Genomic DNA, 17,868 nt, shown 5'->3' with positions numbered 1-17,868 from the left:
AAGCGGCGGTCGGACCGCCGGGCACCGCCAGGGCGACCGTGACGGAATGCCGGAGAACGCCAGGAACGCCAGGGACGGGCGCCATGATACCGGCTGGGCCTACAGCGCCGGGGGCGGTGGCCATGCTACGTTGCGCCGCCCTCGCGGGCCTCGGGTGGCTCCGCCACCGGGCTTCCCGATCCATCCCTCGCGCATCCCCAATGATCAGAGACAACAACAAGAAAAGCCGCCTCGTGGCGGTGCTCGTCACCTTCGTCGTCACGCTCGTGGCGACGCTCGCGATGGTCAACTTCACCGGTGGCGAGAAACGCATCGAGGAGCAGGTCGAGCGGGCCTATGCCCTGCAGGACGACCAGTTCCAGCGCGCGCTCGGCGTGCTGCTGGGCCCGCCGATCACGGCCGGCAACCGCTTCGAGGCCCTGTACAACGGCGACGAGATCTTCCCGTCCATGCTGGCGGCCATCCGTGGCGCCCGGCGCAGCATCACCTTCGAGACCTACATCTACTGGTCGGGCGACATCGGCCGCGCCTTCGCCGAGGCGTTGTCCGAGCGCGCCCGCGCCGGCGTCCAGGTCCACGTGCTGCTCGACTGGGTCGGCAGCGCCAAGATCGACGAGGAGTTCCTGCGCGAGATGGAGCGCTCGGGCGTCCAGATCCGCAAGTTCCACAAGCCCGACTGGTGGGGCATCTCGCGCCTGAACAACCGCACCCACCGCAAGCTCCTGATCGTCGACGGCCACATCGGCTTCACCGGCGGCGTGGGCATCGCGCCATCCTGGACCGGCGACGCGCAGGATCCCGAGCACTGGCGCGACTCGCACTACCGGGCCGAGGGCCCGGTGGTGGCGCAGATGCAGGCCGTGTTCATGGACAACTGGATCAAGGCCTCCGGCGAGGTGCTGCACGACGAGCGCTACTTCCCGGCCATCGGCCCGGCGGTGCCGACCCTGGGCGGATCGACGGCGGCGACGAAGGCCGAGAGCGCGATCCCCGAGACCGGCGGCGCCGCCGGCGGGCGCGCCCAGGTCTTCAGCAGCTCGCCCTCGGGCGGCGGCGAGAGCATGCACATCATGTATCTGATGGCCATCGCGGCGGCCACCAAGACGATCGACCTGTCGAGCGCCTACTTCGTGCCCGACGACCTGACCATCCGCGCGCTGGTGGCGGCCATGCGGCGCGGCGTCCGCCTGCGCGTGATCACCCCGGGGCCGCACATCGACACCGAGACCGTGCGCAGCGCCTCGCGCGCCAGCTGGGGGCCGCTGCTGGAAGCCGGCGCCGAGATCAGCGAGTACCAGCCGACCATGTTCCACTGCAAGGTCTTCACGGTCGACGGCCTGCTGGTGTCGGTGGGTTCGACCAATTTCGACAACCGCTCCTTCCGGCTCAACGACGAGGCCAACCTGAACATCTACGATGCCGCCTTCGCCGCGCGGGAGACCGCCGTCTTCGAGGCCGACCTGAAACGGTCGCGCCGCGTCACGCACCAGGCCTGGCTCGACCGGCCGCTGCGCGAGAAGGCGCTGGAGCACCTGGCGTCGCTGCTGTCCTGGCAGCTCTGAGCCGGCCGCGCGTCCTGGCGATCCCGTCGATCCGTCCCCGTCCTCCGATCCGCCCGCGCGCGTCATGCTGCAGATCCTCGCCGTCACGCTGCCGTTCTTCGCGCTGGTCGCGACCGGCTACATCGCGGCGCGCCGGCGGCTGCTGCCGATCGAGGCCATTCCCGGGCTCAACGTCTTCGTCCTCTACTTCGCCCTGCCGTGCATGCTGTTCCGCTTCGGCGCCCGCACGCCGATCGCGCAGCTGCTCGACGGCCCGGTGGCCCTGGTCTGGGGCATCGGCGCGCTGCTGATGGTCGGCGCGACGATCGCGGTGACGCGGCGCGGGCGCATCGGCTGGAACGACGCATCCTTCGGCGCCCTGGTCGCGTCCTTCCCCAACACCGGCTTCATGGGCGTGCCGCTGCTGGCGGCCCTGCTGGGCGCGGGCGTGGCGGGGCCGGTGATGATCACCATCTCGATCGACATGCTGCTGACCTCCTCGCTGTGCATCGCGCTGTCGCGGCTCGACGGCACGACACGGCGCCCGGGAACGGCGGCAACGGCCGGTCCGGCTTCCGGGACCGCCGCCGCCGGCGGCGGCGCCGCGCTGGCGGCGCTGCGGCAGGCGTTCAGGGGCGTGGTGGTGAATCCGCTGCCCTGGTCGATCGTGCTGGGCGCGCTGCTCTCGGCCACCGGCCGGACCCTGCCCGGGCCGCTCGATCAGGCCATCGCCATGCTGGCCGAGGCGGCCTCGCCGGCCGCGCTCTTCACCATCGGCGCGGTGCTGGCGCGTCCGGCGGTGCTGGCCGCGCGCCAGGGCATCGCCCCACATCGCGCGCCGATGGGCGACGTGCTGCCGGTGGTGGTCGCCAAGCTGCTGGTGCATCCGCTGCTGATCTGGGGCCTCGGGCGGCTGGCCATGGCGGCCGGCCTGGACCTGGAACCCGAGGCGCTGGTCGCCATCGTGCTGGTCGCGGCGCTGTCGAGCGCGAGCAACGTGTCGATGCTGGCCGAGCGCTTCGGCGCCGACAACGCCCGCATCGCGCGCATCATCCTGTGGACCACGGTGGGCACCTTCTTCACTTTTCCGCTGATCGCGCGCTGGCTGCACTGAGCGCGGCCGGCGCGGCGCCGGCACGCGTGCTCAGGGCTTGGCTCCGGCCTGCAGGCGCTGGAACTCGTTACGCTTCATCGCCAGGTAGTCGTCGCGGTCCATCTCGTGGAGCTGGCGCGCATAGCGCTCGGTGTCGTCGAACCAGTCGCCCAGGCGCTTCTCGCGGCCCTGCGGGCCCGGCGCGTCGAGATAGGCATCGATCGCGAGGTAGTAGCGCATGGTGTTGCGCTCGACCACGCCACGCACGCCGCCGATGAATTCGCCACCGCCCTGGCCCCCCTGGCCGGTGGTCGTGAAGCCGACCTTGTCGCTGCCGATGGTCGCCAGGTAGCTCTTCATCGCCAGGCGCGCCGCCGTGCCATAGGCATAGGAGTAGCCCAGGTGGATGAAGGTCTTGCCGCCGTCGATGGGCACCGCTTCCAGCGCGATGCGGTAGTCGCGCGTCGACAGCGGACCGCTCGCCGCGCTCAGGCGCACGTCGAGGTAGTCGGCGCGGGTGGCGGCCACGCGATAGCCGAAGTCGAGCCGCTGGGCGTCCTTGAGCGGCTGGTCGAACTTGCGCCCGACCGCCACGTTCAAGGCGGCGGTGCGGCCATCGGCGGCACCGGCCTCGGCATCGCGCACCGCGCAGTACTTGGTGTTGAGGTGCAGCATCAGCACCTCGCACCAGACGGCGGGCGACTCCATGGCGCGCCGCACGTCGGCGATCGGATGCTCGACCACCGCGTAGATGTCGCCGCTCAGCCCGGCGGAGGCTTCGTTGGACGTCAGCGCCAATGGCCGGTCGAAGGCATTGCGCTGGAGCTGCGGCTGCAGGCTGCGGTACTTGGCCTGCAGGGCCGCTGCGGCGTCCCCGCCATCACCGGCCGCCGCCGAGGACTGCGCCAGGGCGGCCAGCGGGGCGACGAACAGCAGGGCGGCCAGGGTCACCGAGCGCCAGGCCGGACGGGAGGGCGCGGACACGCGCGAGGTCGAGATGTTCATGGTGCGCGAAGCGTGGCACGCGGCCGAAGCAGCCCTTGCAGGACGGCGCCCCGGCAGGCCCCGCGCGATGTTCGCCAGGATCGCTGGAGGCTCGGGACCGGTCGGGACGTAGCGCCCCAATCCGTGGCACGCATGCGCTGGCAGCATTCGATCCTCCCTTATCCTTCGACCATGGCGACTCAAGCACTCATCAATCCTGCGCAACTGCGTTGGGCGCGTGAGCGAGGTGGGTTGACGATCGAGGATGCTGCCCGAGGCGCCAGCGTCAAGCCCGAACAGCTCTTGGCTTGGGAAAGTGGAGAAAGTCGACCCACGTTTCGGCAGGCACAGAATCTGGCGCATTCCTTCCACGCACCGTTCGGCTACCTGTTTCTGAACGCGCCTCCGCAAGAGGCCCTACCCTTGCCCGACCTGAGAACGGTTGGCGGCGTACCGGTCCGGCGGCCCAGTGTGGACCTCATGGAAACCGTGCGCATCGCGTTGCAACGGCAGGAGTGGTATCTCGATTACCAACGCGACCACGGCCTCGAGCCGTTGCCGTTCGTCGGTCGTTTCACCATGGTTGCTGATCCTCGATGCGTGGCTGCGGATATCCGTGCGGTCCTTGCCGTCGAGCACGAGCAAGGTCAGCGGACATGGGAGGTCTATTTCCGGGAACTCATTGAAGCGGCAGAGCGAGTAGGAGTTCTGGTGATGCGCAGCGGTGTCGTAGGCAACAACACCCATCGCAAACTGGATGTGGGTGAATTCCGAGGATTCGCCATCGTCGACCCGCTGGCGCCCGTCGTGTTCATCAACTCCGCTGACGCCCCAGCCGCGAGACTATTCACGCTGCTGCATGAGTTGGCACATGTCTGGATTGGCGCCAGCGGAATATCGAACGTTGCTCCTGGCAACAGTCGCCACGAGGAAACTTTCTGCAATGCCGTTGCGGGTGAGTTTTTGGTTCCGGGCGAAGTATTTCTACCGCTCTGGAATGCCAGCGACGCAGAGTTGACGACTCGCGTGGCTGCACTGGCCACGCGATTCCATGTCAGCCGCATCGTCATCATGCGTCGAGCACTGGATTTGAATCTTGTCGACCGGGCCACCTATTCGGACTACTACCTTGTGGCTCTGACAACGTTCAGAAATCAAGAGGGCGGCGGAGGCAACTTCTTCCGAACCGCAGGGGCCAAGAACAGCTTGCGGTTTTCGCAAGCGGTGGTCACCGAAGCACTCAGCGGCCGCCTGCTACTGAGGGACGCTGGCCGTCTGCTGGGTGTCCAGCCCGGCAAGATTCGCGAGTTCGCAGGACAGCTGGGCATATGACGTATCTATTGGACGCGAACACGCTCATCGAAGCCAAGAATCGCTATTACCAGATGAGCTTCTGTCCAGGGTACTGGACATGGCTCACTCGAAGTAAGCAGGACGGCCGGCTCGCCAGTGTCGAGAGCGTCGGTGCCGAAATTCGCAGAGGTACGGACGAACTCGCGCAATGGGCGATGCAGCAAGCAGACTTGTTCTTGCCAGAGTCCGATGAAGACACCCAAACCGCGTTTGGAGAAGTTGCCGGTCATTTGGCAGCCCAGGCTGGCGGCATGAAGATCGGAGCGCTCGAGGAGTTTCTTGGAGGAGCCGACCCATGGCTGATCGCAAAAGCCAGGGTCTTGGGCCATACCGTCGTGACCCATGAGCGGCTCAATGCTGGGAATCGACGCAAGTTCTTGATCCCGAACGTCTGCCAGCACTACGGCGTCGAGTGCATCAATACTTTCGAGATGCTCGATCGACTGAACGCCCGTTTTGTTCTTGAGGCGTGAGTCGCCTCCAAGGCCAGCCCCGTGCGGTGGCCCACCCTCGGAATTTCATCCTGGCGTGCTGCGAGAGTCGGGCCAGTTCGTCCAACGCCTGCTTCTCACTTCCCCCTGCGCACCGATCCAGCTGATCACCATTCAACTAGCAAAGCAGCTTCGCAAGGCACCCGCGGATCTGGCTCCGCCAGGCCGCCGGGTGCGCCCCCTGCAAGGGGGTTGGCGAAGCGACACGCAGTGCGCGAAGACTGGGGGTGTACTAGATCTGCACCGGGTCGACGTCGATCAGCCAGCGGATCACGCCCTTGCCCTCGGGGGTGCGGCGCAGCTCCTGCAGCAGTGGCTGCCAGCCCGCCAGCAGGCGCTGCAGGGCGATGCGCGAATGGCTCTCGACCAGCATCTGCGCGCGCTCGACATTGGCCACGCGCTGGATCGTCAGTGGCACCGCCGGATAGCGCGCGACCTCGGGCGCCTCGGGCGTGCCGGCATCGAGCGCGTCGGCGGCGCTGGCGGCGGCTTCCAGGAAGGCCTGCGCCGCCTCCTGCGTGCGGGCATCGGCGCGCAGCAGCGCCTGGAAGGCGAAGGGCGGCATGCCGGCGGCGCGGCGGTCGGCGAGCTCCTGGCCGGCGAAGGCCGGGTAGTCGTGCCGCCGCAGCGCCTGGAACAGCGCGTGGCCCGGGTGGTGCGTCTGGATCCACATCTCGGCCGTCGCGCCCTGCGCCGCCAGGTAGGCGGCATCGCGCCCGGCGCGGCCGGCCGACTGCATCAGCAGGCTGAACAGCCGCTCGGGCGCGCGGAAGTCGCTGGAGAACAGCGCGCCATCGGGGTTGACCGCCGCCACCAGCGTGATGCGCCGGAAGTCGTGGCCCTTGGCGATCATCTGCGTGCCCACCAGCACGTCGACCTCGCCCGCGTGCACGGCGGCGAGCTGCGATTCCAGCGCGCCCTGGGCGCGCGTGCTGTCGGCATCGATGCGGGCGATACGCACCGCCCCGCCACCGGGCCGCGTGATCGAGGCGAACAGCTCGCCCAGGTGCTCCTCCAGCCGCTCGGTGCCACGGCCGACCGGCGCGATGTCCGGATTGCCGCAGGCTGGGCAGGCGCGCGGCACGCGTTCGGTGAAGCCGCAGTGGTGGCAGCGCAGCGTGCGGTCGATCTTGTGGAAGACGCGGTAGGCGCTGCAGTGCGGGCACTCGCTCTTCCAGCCGCAGTCGCCGCACGACAGCACCGGCGCGTAGCCGCGGCGGTTGAGGAACACCATGCTCTGCTCGCCACGCGCGATACGCGCGCCGATGGCCTCGAGCAGCGCGCCCGAGAGCACCGTCCTGGGCGGCTGCAGGCTCATGTCGACCAGCCGGACGCTGGGCAGCGCGCCGGCGCCGATGCGGCTGGGCATGGCCAGTCGCGCATAGGGGCCGGCCGGCTCGGTCCCCTCGGCCGGGCGGCTTCGATACCAGCTCTCCAGCGAGGGCGTGGCCGAGCCGAGGATCACCTTCGCGTCCTCGCGCCGTCCGCGCCAGATCGCCAAGTCGCGGGCCGAGTAGCGCGCGCCCTCCTGCTGCTTGTAGCTGGGGTCGTGCTCTTCGTCGACCACGATCAGCCGCAATCCCGGCATCGAGGCGAACACCGCCATGCGCGTGCCCAGCACGATGCGGGCGGCGCCGGCATGCGCGGTCAGCCAGCTCGCCAGGCGCTGCGGATTCGTCATGCCGCTGTGCATCGAGACCACCGCATCGGCGCCGAAGCGAGGCTCGAAACGGGCGCGGAAGCGGGCCTCCAGCTGGGGCGTCAGGTTGATCTCCGGCACCATCACCAGCGCCTGCGCGGTGGCGTCGCGCGCGAGCAGCGCATCGACGGCGCGCAGGTAGACCTCGGTCTTGCCGCTGCCGGTGCTGCCGAACAGCAGGAACGGGCCGGGCTCGGCGTCGATGCGGCGCAGCGCGTCGGCCTGCTCGGGCGTCGCGTCCGGGCCCGCCGGGACCTCCGTGGCCACCGGAAGCACCGGGGCAGGCGCGACAGCGCCCGTCGCCGCCGCGCGCCGCTTGAGCCGCCGGGCCAGCTGCGCGCCGCTCAGGTCGCGCAGCTGCGGCGGCAGGGCCGCCAGCGCGATCTCGCCGAGCGAGCGCTGGTAGTAGCGCGCCGTGAAGACGACCAGATCGCGCCAGGCCTCGCCCAGCGGCGCCAGGGCGTCCAGCGCCGCGCCCACGGGCCGGAGCGCCTCGGCTTCGCCCTCGGCCAGTTCGGCACCGGCCCAGACCACGCCCAGCACCTCGCGCCGCCCGAGCGGCACGCGCACCAGCGTTCCGGCGGGCAGGTCGACCGTGGCCGAATAGCTCAGCAGGTCACCCAGCGCCGCATGGGCCGGGGTGTGGACGGCGATGTCGAGGCGCCGCGTCATGCGGGAGATCTAGTCGAGGGAACCACGGCGTGCTGCGATGAAAAGCAAGAAGGATGGCTTAAGTAGTTGATTTTTCAGTGCTTTGCAGGTTGTCCAGGGCATCTGTGGATAACTTTGTTGATAGGTGCTTCGCGGACCCCGAAAAGCCTCATGAATCAAGGGCTTGGAGGCCATCGTCGGAAAAGCCTCAAAAAACCGAAAGCCATATGAATCAACGACTTAGCGTTGCTATACCTTTAGGAGCGGGGAGCCTGGAGCAGGGGTGATGCCCAAAAGCCGTACCACATCTTTTGTGCATAAGTCAGATGCGCGAGATGATTTCAAGCTTGACAAACCGAAAACGGGGGGCTTTCCCACCTTGGGCGGGCAAGGCGCGCCCGACTGGTGCAGGCGTCGCCGCCGCCGCCCGGGCTCACGCGCGAAGGGCGCGCGATTGCCGATGGACCGCCTCGACCAGCGTCGCGACGTGCTCGGGTGGCGTGAACTGGCTGATGCCGTGGCCGAGATTGAAGATGTGCGTCGGCCCGGTGGTGGCATGGTCGGTGTGGGGGCGTCCGAAGCTCCGCAGCACCTTGCCCACCTCGGTCTCGATGCGCTCGGGCGGCGCGAACAGCACGTTGGGATCGATGTTGCCCTGCAGCGCCTTGGCGCCGATGCCTTCGCCCACCCGGGCTCGTGCGGCGCCGAGGTTGACGGTCCAGTCGAGGCCCAGCACCTCGCAGTCGAGTTCGCGCATCGCCTCCAGCCACAGGCCACCGCCCTTGGTGAAGACGATGCGCGGCACCGGCGTGCCATCGGCGCCCGTGCGCTTCAGGCGCGCCAGCACGCGCGCGGTGTAGGCGAGGCTGAATTCCTGGAACGCGCCATCGGCCAGCACGCCGCCCCAGCTGTCGAACACCATCACCGCCTGGGCGCCGGCGTCGATCTGGGCATTGAGGTAGTCGGCCACCGCATCGGCGTTGATCGCCAGGATGCGATGCATGAGGTCCGGGCGGCCGTAGAGCATCGTCTTGACCTTGCGATAGTCGCTGGAGCCCGCGCCCTCGACCATGTAGCAGGCCAGGGTCCAGGGGCTGCCCGAGAAGCCGATCAGCGGCACCCGGCCGGCCAGCGCGCGCCGGATCGAGGCCACGGCGTCGAAGACATAGCGCAGCCGTTCCATGTCGGGCACCTCCAGCGCCATGACCGCCGCCTCGTCGCGCAGCGGCCGGGCGAAGCGCGGGCCCTCGCCGGCCTCGAACGACAGGCCCAGGCCCATGGCGTCGGGCACGGTCAGGATGTCCGAGAAGAGGATCGAGGCGTCGAGCGGGAAGCGCTCCAGCGGCTGCAGCGTGACCTCGGTGGCGTAGTCGACGTTGGTGGCCAGGCCCATGAAGCTGCCGGCGCGGGCGCGCGTGGCGACATATTCCGGCAGGTAGCGACCGGCCTGGCGCATCAGCCAGACCGGCGTGTGGTCGGTGGCCTGGCGCCAGCAGGCGCGCAGGAAGGTGTCGTTTTGCAGGGGAGCGAAGGGCATCGTCGGATTGTCGCTCGGCCTCCACGGGGCCGTCGGAGGACGCTTCCATAATCCCGGCGACATCGGCGAACCGCTCGTGGGGCGCGATGTGGTGGCGGCACAAGACGCGATACGCGCATGCAACGCCGGATCAGGGAGTCCCATATTGTCGAAGAACATTTCGCGCGGGCCGGCGCCGGACGGTGCGCGCGCCCTGGCGGCGGGTCGATCCCGGCGCCGCATCGGTACGGTCGTCGGCGTGCTGGCGCTGCATGGCGCGGCGTTGTGGCTGCTGGGCCTCGCCATCGGACCGCGCCTCAGGCCCGAGCCGTCGCGCCCAGGCGTGGTGATGGTGCAGGTGGAGCCGGCGCCCGCCCTCCGGGCCCCCATCGCGCCGCCATCGATTCCGAGGTCTCCGGGGCCCCCCAGGCCCGCGGAGCGCCCGCCGGTCCAGGCCACCGCCCGCGCGCCGGCGGCACCCCGGGCACCCCGGGAACCCCGGGAACCCCGGGAACCCCGGGCACCGACGGTCGCGGCTACCCTCGCACCGCGCGATGCCAACGCGCCAGCGGCGGCGGCCCCGGCCGACGAGGCACCTCCGGCGGCGCCCGTCGCCCCGCTGCGGCGCACCCTGCGCAACGAGACCCTGCGCGAGCTGGCGACCGGGGAGCGCGCCTGGCAGGACGATCCCCGCCTGGGCACGAAGCCACCACCCTCGGTGGACACCCGCCTGGAAACGGGCGTGGCGGCGGCGGCCCGGGGCGACTGTCTGCGCGGCGAATTCAAGGGCAACGACATGGGCCTGCTGAACCTGCCCATGCTGGGACTCGCCGCGCTCCGGGGACGCTGCCGGCCGCCCTGAGGCCCGTCGCCGGCCGATCCGGCTTCGGCCCTGGCTTCAGCTCTTGTACTTGATGCTGCAGCCGTAGGGCTTGGTCACCGCCGCCGTGACCGGCTGGCCGCCATAGGCCTCGGCCAGGGCCTGGTTGACGTAGTTGGTCGCGGTCTTGATGTCGCTGGCGCGCGCCGATGGCACGCTGTCGATGCCGCCCACGTACACCAGCACGCCCTTGGGATCGATGATGAAGAGATGCGGCGTGGTGCGCGCCCCGTAGGCCTGGCCGATGGTGCCGTCCTCGTCGAGCAGCACGGCGGTCGGCGCGGCGGCGCGCTGGCGCATCCATTCGTCCAGGGCGGCGGGCAGCAGGTGGTCGCTGGCGGCGCGCTCGGTCGAGTTGATCGCCAGCCAGACGGCGCCCCGGGCGATGGCGGCCTTCTGCGTGGCGGGCATGTTGCCGCTGTCGTAGTGCTTGCGCACGAAAGGGCAGCCAGGATTGGTCCATTCGAGGACCACGTACTTGCCGGCGAAATCCGAGAGCTTTCGCTCGGTGCCGCGCGTGTCGACGGCGACGAAATCGGGCGCTTTCTCGCCCACCGCCGGCACCGCCAGCGCGGGCGTCGCGCTCAGCAGCGTCGCGCCCAGGGCGACGGCGGCGGCCATGACGGCGCGGCGCGAGGCGCGGCTGAGCGCGGCCTGGGCATTGCGGGCGATCTCCGCCGAGCGCGCGGCGGACGAGGACAGGGAAGGCATGATCTGAAGACTCCGGAGAGACCAGGAAAATCGAATGGCCGCCAGAGCTTAGAACGCTTTGCTCGACCTCGCTCGACAAGCCGCGCGATGGGCAGGGGCTTGGGTCGGGGTCACAGGCCCGACAGCGCCGCGCGGACCTCGTCCCGGCTCAGGATCTCGGTCAGCACCACCGGCGCCCGGCCCGGCGCCTGCAGCACGTAGACCGGCACGCCGCTGCGGCCCAGCGCGGCCAGGGCGGCGGTGATGGCCGGGTCCTGGCGCGTCCAGTCGGCGCGCAGCAGGGCGACCCGGCGGGCCTCGAAGTCGGCCAGCAGCGCCGGATCGGCGAGCGTCGTCTTCTTGTTGTACTGGCAGGTGACGCACCAGGCGGCCGTGAAGTCGACGAACACCGGACGGCCCTGGGCATGCAGGTCGGCCACGCGCCGGCTCGACCAGGCTTCCCAGCGCTCGCCGGGCGCTCCGCCGGTGCCGGGCGCGGCCGCCACGGCCGACGATGCCGGTGCGACCGGCTGCACCACGTTGCCGCCGAGGGTCGCCACGACCAGCGCCGTCACCGCCAGCAGCGCCCCGCTCACGCCCAGGCGCGCCCGTCCGCGCAGCGTGAAGGCCCAGGCCACGGCGGCCAGGCACACCAGCAGGGCCAGCAGCGAGCCGGCGCCGTCGATGCCGCTCTGCTGGCCCAGCACCCAGACCAGCCAGGCGACGGTGGCGAACATCGGGAACGCCAGCAACCGGCGCAGGGTGTCCATCCAGGGACCCGGCCGCGGCAGCCGGCGCGCCACGGCCGGCACCAGGCTGGCCGCCAGGTAGGGCAGCGCGAGTCCGAGACCCAGCGCCGCGAACAGCGCCAGCGCCTGCGCCGGCGGCAGGCCGATCGCCAGCCCCAGCGAGGCGCCCATGAACGGCGCGGTGCAGGGCGAGGCGACGACGACCGCCAGCACGCCCGAGAGGAAGTCGTTGACGCGCGGATGCCGCGCCTGCATGCCGCCGAGCGAGGCGACGCCGGGCAGTCGGACCTCGAACATTCCCGCGAGATTCAGTCCGATCAACGTGAAGAGCGCCGCCAGCGCCGCCACGACCGCCGGCGACTGCAATTGGAAACCCCAGCCGAGTTGCGAGCCGGCCGCGCGCAGGGCCAGCATGGCCGCGCCCAGCGCCAGGAACGAGAGCAGCACGCCCGCCGTGTAGGCCAGTCCGGCGCGGCGGTGGCTGACGCGATCGCCGCCATGGCGCGCGAAGCCCAGCACCTTGATCGCCAGCACCGGGAACACGCAGGGCATCAGGTTGAGCAGCAGGCCGCCGAGCAGGGCGCCCAGCAGCGCGGCGATGAAGCCGGCGGGCGCGGCGGGCGTCACCGGCGCCGGTGGCGTGGCGGCGTTGGCGGCATCGGCCGCATTGGCCGCGAGCGCGGCCTGCAGCGCCGGTGGCACCGTGGCCGGCGCCGGCGTGGCGGGCCAGGCGCCCTCGACCGGCGCCACCGCGCGCCAGGCGACGGGGGCGCCGGCGCGGCGGTCGGCCTCGGCCAGCGCCACCACGATCGGCATCTCGCCCGGGCTGGCGCTGCGGTGGTCGGCCAGCGGCACGCTCGCGCTCCAGCGATCACCCTCCCACGACTGCTCCGGGGTGGCGGCCGTGCGGATCACGTCGGCGGTCTCGGCGAAGACCTCGAGCGACCTGCCGCGGGCCTCGGGCGGCAGGCCGTCGAGCCGGATGCGCAGCAGCCCGCCCTCGATCGCGATCCGGCCCGGCGCGGCCAGCGCCACGGGTTGCGCGGCGCGGGCGGCGTCGAAGGCCGGCGCATCCATCGCCGTCGAGCCCCGCACCGGCAGCCGCAGCGCGAACTCGCCTTCCTCGGGAATGCACTCCTGGCGGCACACCAGCCACGAGGCCCGCAGGCGGACGTCGACCGACGCGCTCCCGGTCAACGCGGCGGGCGGCGTGAAATCCGCCGCCACGGTCAGCGGCACCGGCAGCAGCACCGTGCCGTCGTAGCCATAGTTGGCCAGCGTGCCGATCGGGATCTTCTTGGGCACCGGCCAGGCGATGTCGCCGGCGACCAGGCCGGCGGGCAGGTTCCAGACCAGCTCGGTGGGCAGGCCGGAATCGCCGGCGTTCTTCCAGTAGGTGTGCCATTCCGGCTGGTGGACGAGACGCAGCCCGAGCCGCACCGGCGCGCCGGGGGCGATGCCATCCGGCGCCTGGGCCACCAGTTCGGCCCGCACGTGCGGCGTCGTGACCACCGAGGACACCGTGGTGGCGCCCGGGGTCGGGGTGAACTGGGCTGCGGCGGGCGGCGCCGCGCCGCCGAGGAGCAGCAGGGCCAGCATCGCCAGCACGGATGCGAGACCGACGCCGACGCGGGCGCGGGGGACGAAGGAGGGGAACGAACGGTAGCTTGGCATGCCGGCACTCGGAGCGGTGGGGCGGTCGGATGGTTCCGGGAGTCCTGAACATGAAGGCCGGACCGCGGCGCCCATGGTAGCGGCGCCTTCCGCGCCCGGATCGCCCACGACACAAAGCGTCGGAAACCGACAGCGCGCGCTCACTGGTCTGCCGATGCTCGAGGGCATTCGGATGCGCCCTCGCCGCGTCCCGCCCGAAAGGAAATCCGCCATGAATCTGCCCCGCCTCTGCCTGATCCCGCTCGCCGCCCTGATGATGGTCGCCTGCGGCGAGACCGCCAAGCTGCCGTTCGAAGCCGGCGTCGGTCCCAATCCCCAGCTGCCCGCGCCCAACAAGACATTGATCCCGACCCTGAAGATCGCCGAGGCCAGTGGCTGGAACGACACCGCTGGCCCGACCGCGGCCGCCGGCTTCAAGGTGGTGGCGCTGGCCCGCGGGCTTGACCATCCGCGTTGGGTCTACACGCTGCCCAACGGCGACGTGCTGGTCGTCGAGAGCAACAAGCCACCCAAGGAACCGGGCGCGCCGCAGGCCGAGAAGAGCCTGTTCCAGAAGGCCAAGGGCGTGGTCCAGGGCATGGTCATGAAGCGCGCCGGCGCCGAGGTGCCCAGCGCCAATCGCATCACCCTGCTGCGCGATGCCAACAACGATGGCGTGGCCGAGACGCGCAACGTGTTCATCCAGGGCCTGAATTCACCCTTCGGCGTGGTGCTGGTGGGCAACGAGCTGTTCATCGCCAACGCCGACGCGCTGGTGAAGGTGCCCTATGTCGAGGGCCAGACCAGCGCCACCGCCGCGCCCGTCAGGGTGACCGACCTGCCCGCGGGCATCAACCACCACTGGACCAAGAACGTCATCGCCAGCCGCGATGGCAGCAAGCTGTATGTGACGGTCGGCTCCAACAGCAACATCGGCGAGAACGGCATGCAGGCCGAGGAAGGCCGCGCCGCGATCTGGGAGGTCGACACGAAAAGCGGCCAGAAGCGCCTGTTCGCCAGCGGCCTGCGCAATCCCAACGGCATGGCCTGGGAGCCCGACACCAACGTGCTGTGGACCGTGGCCAACGAACGCGACGAGATCGGCAGCGATCTGGTGCCCGACTACCTGACCTCGGTCAAGGATGGCGGCTTCTACGGCTGGCCGTGGAGCTACTACGGCGGTACGGTCGACGCCCGGGTGCAGCCGCAGCGCCCTGACATGGTGGCCAAGGCCATCGCGCCCGACTACGCCCTGGGCACGCACGTCGCCGCGCTCGGCCTGACCTTCTCCAGCCCGCGCGGCATGCCGCCGGAATTCGCCAATGGCGCCTTCGTCGGCCAGCATGGTTCCTGGAACCGCAAGCCGATGGCCGGCTACAACGTGGTGTTCGTGCCCTTCATCGGCGGCAAGCCGGCGGGCAAGCCGGTCGAGGTGCTCACGGGCTTCCTGAGCGCCGATGGCAAGGCCCAGGGCCGGCCGGTGGGCGTGACGCTGGACAAGTCCGGCGCCCTGCTGGTGGCCGACGACGTCGGCAACGCGGTCTGGCGCGTGTCGAAGCAGTGAGGCTTCGGACGCAGCAGGGCGACGGGTCCTAGAAGCCCTCCAGCACGACCTTGCCGCGCGCCTGCCCGCTCTCCATGAAGGCATGGGCGCGCCGCAGGTTGGCGGCATCGATGGTGCCGAAATGCTCGCCGAAGGTGGTGCGCACGCGGCCGGCGTCCACCAGCGCGGCGACCTCGGCCAGCAGCCTGCCCTGCTCGGCCATGTCGGGCGTCTCGAAGCGCGAGCGCACGAACATCAGTTCCCAGTGCAGCGACAGGCTCTTGCCCTTGAGCGGCATGACGTCGAGCGAGGGCATGTCGTCGATCACGCCGATCTTGCCCTGCGGCTTCAGGCTCTCGATGATCTGCGCGTAGTGCTGCGAGGTCTGGGTCAGGCTGGCGACCATGTCGACCTCGCCGATGCCTGCGGCCTTCAGCTCGGCGGCCAGCGGCCTGGAGTGATCGATGACGGCATGCGCGCCCAGGTCGAGGCACCACTGGCGCGTCTCGGGGCGCGATGCGGTGGCGACCACGCGCAGCTGGGTCAGTTGGCGGGCCAGCTGGATCAGGATCGAGCCCACGCCACCCGCGCCGCCGGTGATCAGCAGGGTCTGTCCGGCGCCGCCGCCCTGCGGCACGCCGAGGCGGTCGAACAGCAGTTCCCAGGCGGTGATGCTGGTCAGCGGCAGGGCCGCGGCCTGCGCGTCGTCGAGACTGGCCGGAGCGCGCGCCGCGATCCGCTCGTCGACCAGATGCAGCTCCGAATTGGCGCCGGGGCGGATGATCGAGCCGGCGTAGTAGATGCGGTCGCCGACCTGGAAGCCGGTGACCTGGGAGCCGACCGCCTCGACGCGACCGACTGCGTCCCAGCCCAGCACCTTGGCCTGGCCGGCCTCGGGCGCGGCATTGCGGCGCACCTTGGTGTCGACCGGATTGACCGAGACGGCGGCCACCCGCACCAGCAGGTCGCGCGGGCCGGCCACGGGATCGGGCAGCTCGAGATCCTGCAGGGCGTCGGGATGGTCGATGGACAGGGGGGTGTGGTAGCCGATGGCTTTCATGGCGGGTCCTCGGATCGGAATGGGGATGCCATGACTCTAGAGGTTCGGGCGCGGCTTGATAAGCTGGCCCGGATACCCATCACCTTCAAATGAAAATTGACAATCTCGTGGACCTGCGGGTGCTCGTGCTCACCGCCCGGGGCGGCACCCTGAGCGCGGCGGGGCGCGCGCTCGGTCTCACGCCGGCGGCGGCCAGCGCGGCCCTCAAGCGGCTGGAGACGCGGCTCGGCGCGCGGCTGTTCGAGCGTTCCACGCGCGCCATGCGCCTGACGCCGCAGGGCCAGACCCTGCTCGACTACGCGACCCGCGCGCTCGACCTGCTGGCCGAGGGCGAGTCGCAGGTCGCCGCCGAGGGCGGGGCGCTGGTCGGCACGGTGCGCGTCGCCTCGCCCTCCGACCTGACGCGCGGCACCCTGCTGCCATGGTTCGACGACTTCCTCGATGCCCATCCCGGCGTGCAGCTCGCGCTGTCGGTGGGCGACCGGCCGCTCGACGTGCTGCGCGACGAGGTCGACGTGGCGCTGCGCTATGGCGCCCTGGCCGATTCCGGCCTGGTGGCGCGGCCGCTGGCGCTGAACCGGCCCCGGCTGTGGGCCTCGCCCGCCTACCTGGCGCGGCACGGGACGCCACGCGTGCCGCAGGACCTGCAGCAGCACAACTGCCTGACCTTCCATCGCGGCGGCCGGCGCCAGCGGGTCTGGCGCTTCGCGCGCCAGGGTCAGTGGACGGAGGTGCGGGTCGATGGCGATCGCGTGGTCGACGATGCGTCGCTGGCGCGCCAGTGGGCGCTCGACGGTCGCGGCATCACCTTCAAGTCGGAACTCGACGTGCGCCGGGACGAGGCGGCCGGTGCGCTGGTGCGCCTGCTGACCGACTGGGACACCGAGCCCTATCCGCTGCACGCGCTGCTGCCGAGCGGGCGCTTCGTGCCGGCCCGGGTGCGCGCGCTGGTCGATTTCCTGGCCGAGCGGTTCGAGGCCGAGGCATGAGCCGGGCCGCCAGGATGCGCCGCGGATGGATTTCAGCGCCCGGCCGGCATGCGTCGCGTCCCGAAAACCTACCATCGCGGACATGACCGCCGCTTCCGCTTCCGCCTCGCTTCCGACCACCGCTTCCGCCGCCGCCATGCCGCGCCGCTTCTGGTCGCAGCTGTCGAGTCCCGATTTCGCCACGCTCGATCCCGCCACCACGGTCGCCGTGCTGCCGCTGGGCGCCACCGAGCAGCATGGGCCGCATCTGCCCCTGGGAGTGGATTCGATGCTGGTCGACGGCATCGTCGCTGCGGCGCTGCCGCTGCTGCCGGTGGCCCTGCCGGCCCTGTTCCTGCCGACGCAGGTGATCGGCCTGAGTCCGGAGCACGCCAACTTTCCCGGCACCCTCAGCCTGTCCTCCGAGACCCTGATCCGGCTCTGGAAGGACATCGGCGCCGGCGTGGCGCGCGCCGGGGTGCGCAAGCTGGTGCTTTTCAATGCCCATGGCGGCCATGTCGGCGCGATGGACATCGTGGCGCGCGAACTGCGCGCCGTGCATGGCCTCATCGTCTATGGCGTCAGCTGGTTCAATCTGCCGCTGGGCGAGGCCGGCGCCGGCTTCAGCGCCGACGAGCATCGCTTCGGCGTCCATGCCGGGGAGATCGAGACCTCGATGATGCTGGCGCTGGCGCCCACGCTGGTCGACCTGGCGCTGGCGCGGGATTTCTCCTCGGCATCGCGCGACCGCTCCACCCACTATCCGCTGCTGGGCGATGGCCGCAGCGCCAAGCTGGGCTGGGCCATGGAGGACTACAACGTCGATGGCGCGGCCGGCAATGCGGCGGCGGCCGATGCCCGACGGGGGCGGGCGCTGGTCGAGGCGGCGGCGACGCAGCTGGTCCTGCTGCTGGCCGAGGTGTCGCGCCTGCCGCTCGACATGATCGGCACGCCGCGCTCCCGACCCGGACCATCCGGCCGGACCGGCTGAGGCCGC

At 70.8% G+C, this 17,868-nt stretch carries 14 protein-coding genes; 8 read left to right on the top strand and 6 right to left on the bottom strand.

From position 1 onward, the window contains the following. Positions 1–200: 200 nt before the first annotated feature. Positions 201–1,562 (top strand): phospholipase D-like domain-containing protein, encoded by a 1,362-nt coding sequence (locus AC1MLT_RS10675; RefSeq protein WP_481032256.1) that lies wholly within the window; start codon positions 201–203, stop codon positions 1,560–1,562. 64 nt (positions 1,563–1,626) lie between these two features. Then, positions 1,627–2,655 carry an AEC family transporter gene (locus AC1MLT_RS10670; protein WP_481032255.1) on the top strand — a complete coding sequence of 343 codons (1,029 nt, stop codon included), beginning with the start codon at positions 1,627–1,629 and terminating at the stop codon, positions 2,653–2,655. Between the two features lie 30 nt (positions 2,656–2,685). On the opposite strand, the gene AC1MLT_RS10665 is transcribed toward AC1MLT_RS10670, so the two are convergent. After that, positions 2,686–3,639 (bottom strand): hypothetical protein, encoded by a 954-nt coding sequence (locus tag AC1MLT_RS10665; RefSeq protein ID WP_481032254.1) that lies wholly within the window; start codon positions 3,637–3,639, stop codon positions 2,686–2,688. A gap of 171 nt (positions 3,640–3,810) precedes the next feature. Between AC1MLT_RS10665 and AC1MLT_RS10660 the strand changes: the two genes are divergently transcribed. Both AC1MLT_RS10660 and AC1MLT_RS10655 read left to right on the top strand, forming a co-directional pair. After that, positions 3,811–4,950 carry an ImmA/IrrE family metallo-endopeptidase gene (locus AC1MLT_RS10660; RefSeq protein ID WP_481032253.1) on the top strand — a complete coding sequence of 380 codons (1,140 nt, stop codon included), beginning with the start codon at positions 3,811–3,813 and terminating at the stop codon, positions 4,948–4,950. Continuing rightward, positions 4,947–5,444: a DUF4411 family protein gene (locus tag AC1MLT_RS10655; RefSeq protein WP_481032252.1), complete on the top strand. Its 498-nt coding sequence runs from the start codon at positions 4,947–4,949 to the stop codon at positions 5,442–5,444. The genes AC1MLT_RS10660 and AC1MLT_RS10655 overlap by 4 nt, the downstream gene beginning before the upstream one ends. 250 nt (positions 5,445–5,694) lie before the next feature. On the opposite strand, the gene priA is transcribed toward AC1MLT_RS10655, so the two are convergent. Further along, positions 5,695–7,833 (bottom strand): replication restart helicase PriA, encoded by a 2,139-nt coding sequence (priA, locus tag AC1MLT_RS10650; protein ID WP_481032251.1) that lies wholly within the window; start codon positions 7,831–7,833, stop codon positions 5,695–5,697. A 412-nt stretch (positions 7,834–8,245) separates the two neighbouring features. Beyond that, positions 8,246–9,349 (bottom strand): uroporphyrinogen decarboxylase, encoded by a 1,104-nt coding sequence (gene hemE, locus AC1MLT_RS10645; RefSeq protein ID WP_481032250.1) that lies wholly within the window; start codon positions 9,347–9,349, stop codon positions 8,246–8,248. Between the two features lie 145 nt (positions 9,350–9,494). Here hemE and AC1MLT_RS10640 point away from each other — a divergent pair, with 145 nt between their 5' ends. Continuing rightward, positions 9,495–10,190 carry a hypothetical protein gene (locus AC1MLT_RS10640; protein WP_481032249.1) on the top strand — a complete coding sequence of 232 codons (696 nt, stop codon included), beginning with the start codon at positions 9,495–9,497 and terminating at the stop codon, positions 10,188–10,190. A 36-nt stretch (positions 10,191–10,226) separates the two neighbouring features. Here the strand turns inward: AC1MLT_RS10640 and AC1MLT_RS10635 are convergent, their stop codons facing one another. Both AC1MLT_RS10635 and AC1MLT_RS10630 read right to left on the bottom strand, forming a co-directional pair. After that, positions 10,227–10,919: a redoxin domain-containing protein gene (locus AC1MLT_RS10635; RefSeq protein WP_481032248.1), complete on the bottom strand. Its 693-nt coding sequence runs from the start codon at positions 10,917–10,919 to the stop codon at positions 10,227–10,229. A gap of 110 nt (positions 10,920–11,029) precedes the next feature. Beyond that, positions 11,030–13,246: a protein-disulfide reductase DsbD family protein gene (locus AC1MLT_RS10630; protein ID WP_481034975.1), complete on the bottom strand. Its 2,217-nt coding sequence runs from the start codon at positions 13,244–13,246 to the stop codon at positions 11,030–11,032. 286 nt (positions 13,247–13,532) lie between these two features. Here AC1MLT_RS10630 and AC1MLT_RS10625 point away from each other — a divergent pair, with 286 nt between their 5' ends. Then, positions 13,533–14,864: a PQQ-dependent sugar dehydrogenase gene (locus AC1MLT_RS10625; protein WP_481032247.1), complete on the top strand. Its 1,332-nt coding sequence runs from the start codon at positions 13,533–13,535 to the stop codon at positions 14,862–14,864. A gap of 28 nt (positions 14,865–14,892) precedes the next feature. Here the strand turns inward: AC1MLT_RS10625 and AC1MLT_RS10620 are convergent, their stop codons facing one another. Next, positions 14,893–15,903 carry a zinc-binding alcohol dehydrogenase family protein gene (locus tag AC1MLT_RS10620; RefSeq protein WP_481032246.1) on the bottom strand — a complete coding sequence of 337 codons (1,011 nt, stop codon included), beginning with the start codon at positions 15,901–15,903 and terminating at the stop codon, positions 14,893–14,895. Between the two features lie 89 nt (positions 15,904–15,992). Between AC1MLT_RS10620 and AC1MLT_RS10615 the strand changes: the two genes are divergently transcribed. Together AC1MLT_RS10615 and AC1MLT_RS10610 are read left to right on the top strand one after the other, a co-directional pair. Beyond that, a complete protein-coding gene (locus AC1MLT_RS10615; protein WP_481032245.1) occupies positions 15,993–16,892 on the top strand; it encodes a LysR family transcriptional regulator in 900 nt (299 codons plus the stop codon). Positions 16,893–17,028: 136 nt separating this feature from the next. Further along, positions 17,029–17,862 carry a creatininase family protein gene (locus AC1MLT_RS10610; protein WP_481034973.1) on the top strand — a complete coding sequence of 278 codons (834 nt, stop codon included), beginning with the start codon at positions 17,029–17,031 and terminating at the stop codon, positions 17,860–17,862. Positions 17,863–17,868 lie beyond the last annotated feature (6 nt).

It is taken from the genome of Variovorax sp. PEI5, from assembly GCF_056679935.1.
This window is presented reverse-complemented; position numbering and strand designations above follow the sequence as displayed.

Coding starts and splice junctions, on each gene's coding strand:
- AC1MLT_RS10675 (WP_481032256.1), top strand. CDS start 201: ATGATCAGAGACAACAACAAGAAAAGCCGCCTCGTGGCGGTGCTCGTC.
- AC1MLT_RS10670 (WP_481032255.1), top strand. CDS start 1,627: ATGCTGCAGATCCTCGCCGTCACGCTGCCGTTCTTCGCGCTGGTCGCG.
- AC1MLT_RS10665 (WP_481032254.1), bottom strand. CDS start 3,639: ATGAACATCTCGACCTCGCGCGTGTCCGCGCCCTCCCGTCCGGCCTGG.
- AC1MLT_RS10660 (WP_481032253.1), top strand. CDS start 3,811: ATGGCGACTCAAGCACTCATCAATCCTGCGCAACTGCGTTGGGCGCGT.
- AC1MLT_RS10655 (WP_481032252.1), top strand. CDS start 4,947: ATGACGTATCTATTGGACGCGAACACGCTCATCGAAGCCAAGAATCGC.
- priA (WP_481032251.1), bottom strand. CDS start 7,833: ATGACGCGGCGCCTCGACATCGCCGTCCACACCCCGGCCCATGCGGCG.
- hemE (WP_481032250.1), bottom strand. CDS start 9,349: ATGCCCTTCGCTCCCCTGCAAAACGACACCTTCCTGCGCGCCTGCTGG.
- AC1MLT_RS10635 (WP_481032248.1), bottom strand. CDS start 10,919: ATGCCTTCCCTGTCCTCGTCCGCCGCGCGCTCGGCGGAGATCGCCCGC.
- AC1MLT_RS10630 (WP_481034975.1), bottom strand. CDS start 13,246: ATGCTGGCCCTGCTGCTCCTCGGCGGCGCGGCGCCGCCCGCCGCAGCC.
- AC1MLT_RS10625 (WP_481032247.1), top strand. CDS start 13,533: ATGAATCTGCCCCGCCTCTGCCTGATCCCGCTCGCCGCCCTGATGATG.
- AC1MLT_RS10620 (WP_481032246.1), bottom strand. CDS start 15,903: ATGAAAGCCATCGGCTACCACACCCCCCTGTCCATCGACCATCCCGAC.
- AC1MLT_RS10615 (WP_481032245.1), top strand. CDS start 15,993: ATGAAAATTGACAATCTCGTGGACCTGCGGGTGCTCGTGCTCACCGCC.
- AC1MLT_RS10610 (WP_481034973.1), top strand. CDS start 17,029: ATGCCGCGCCGCTTCTGGTCGCAGCTGTCGAGTCCCGATTTCGCCACG.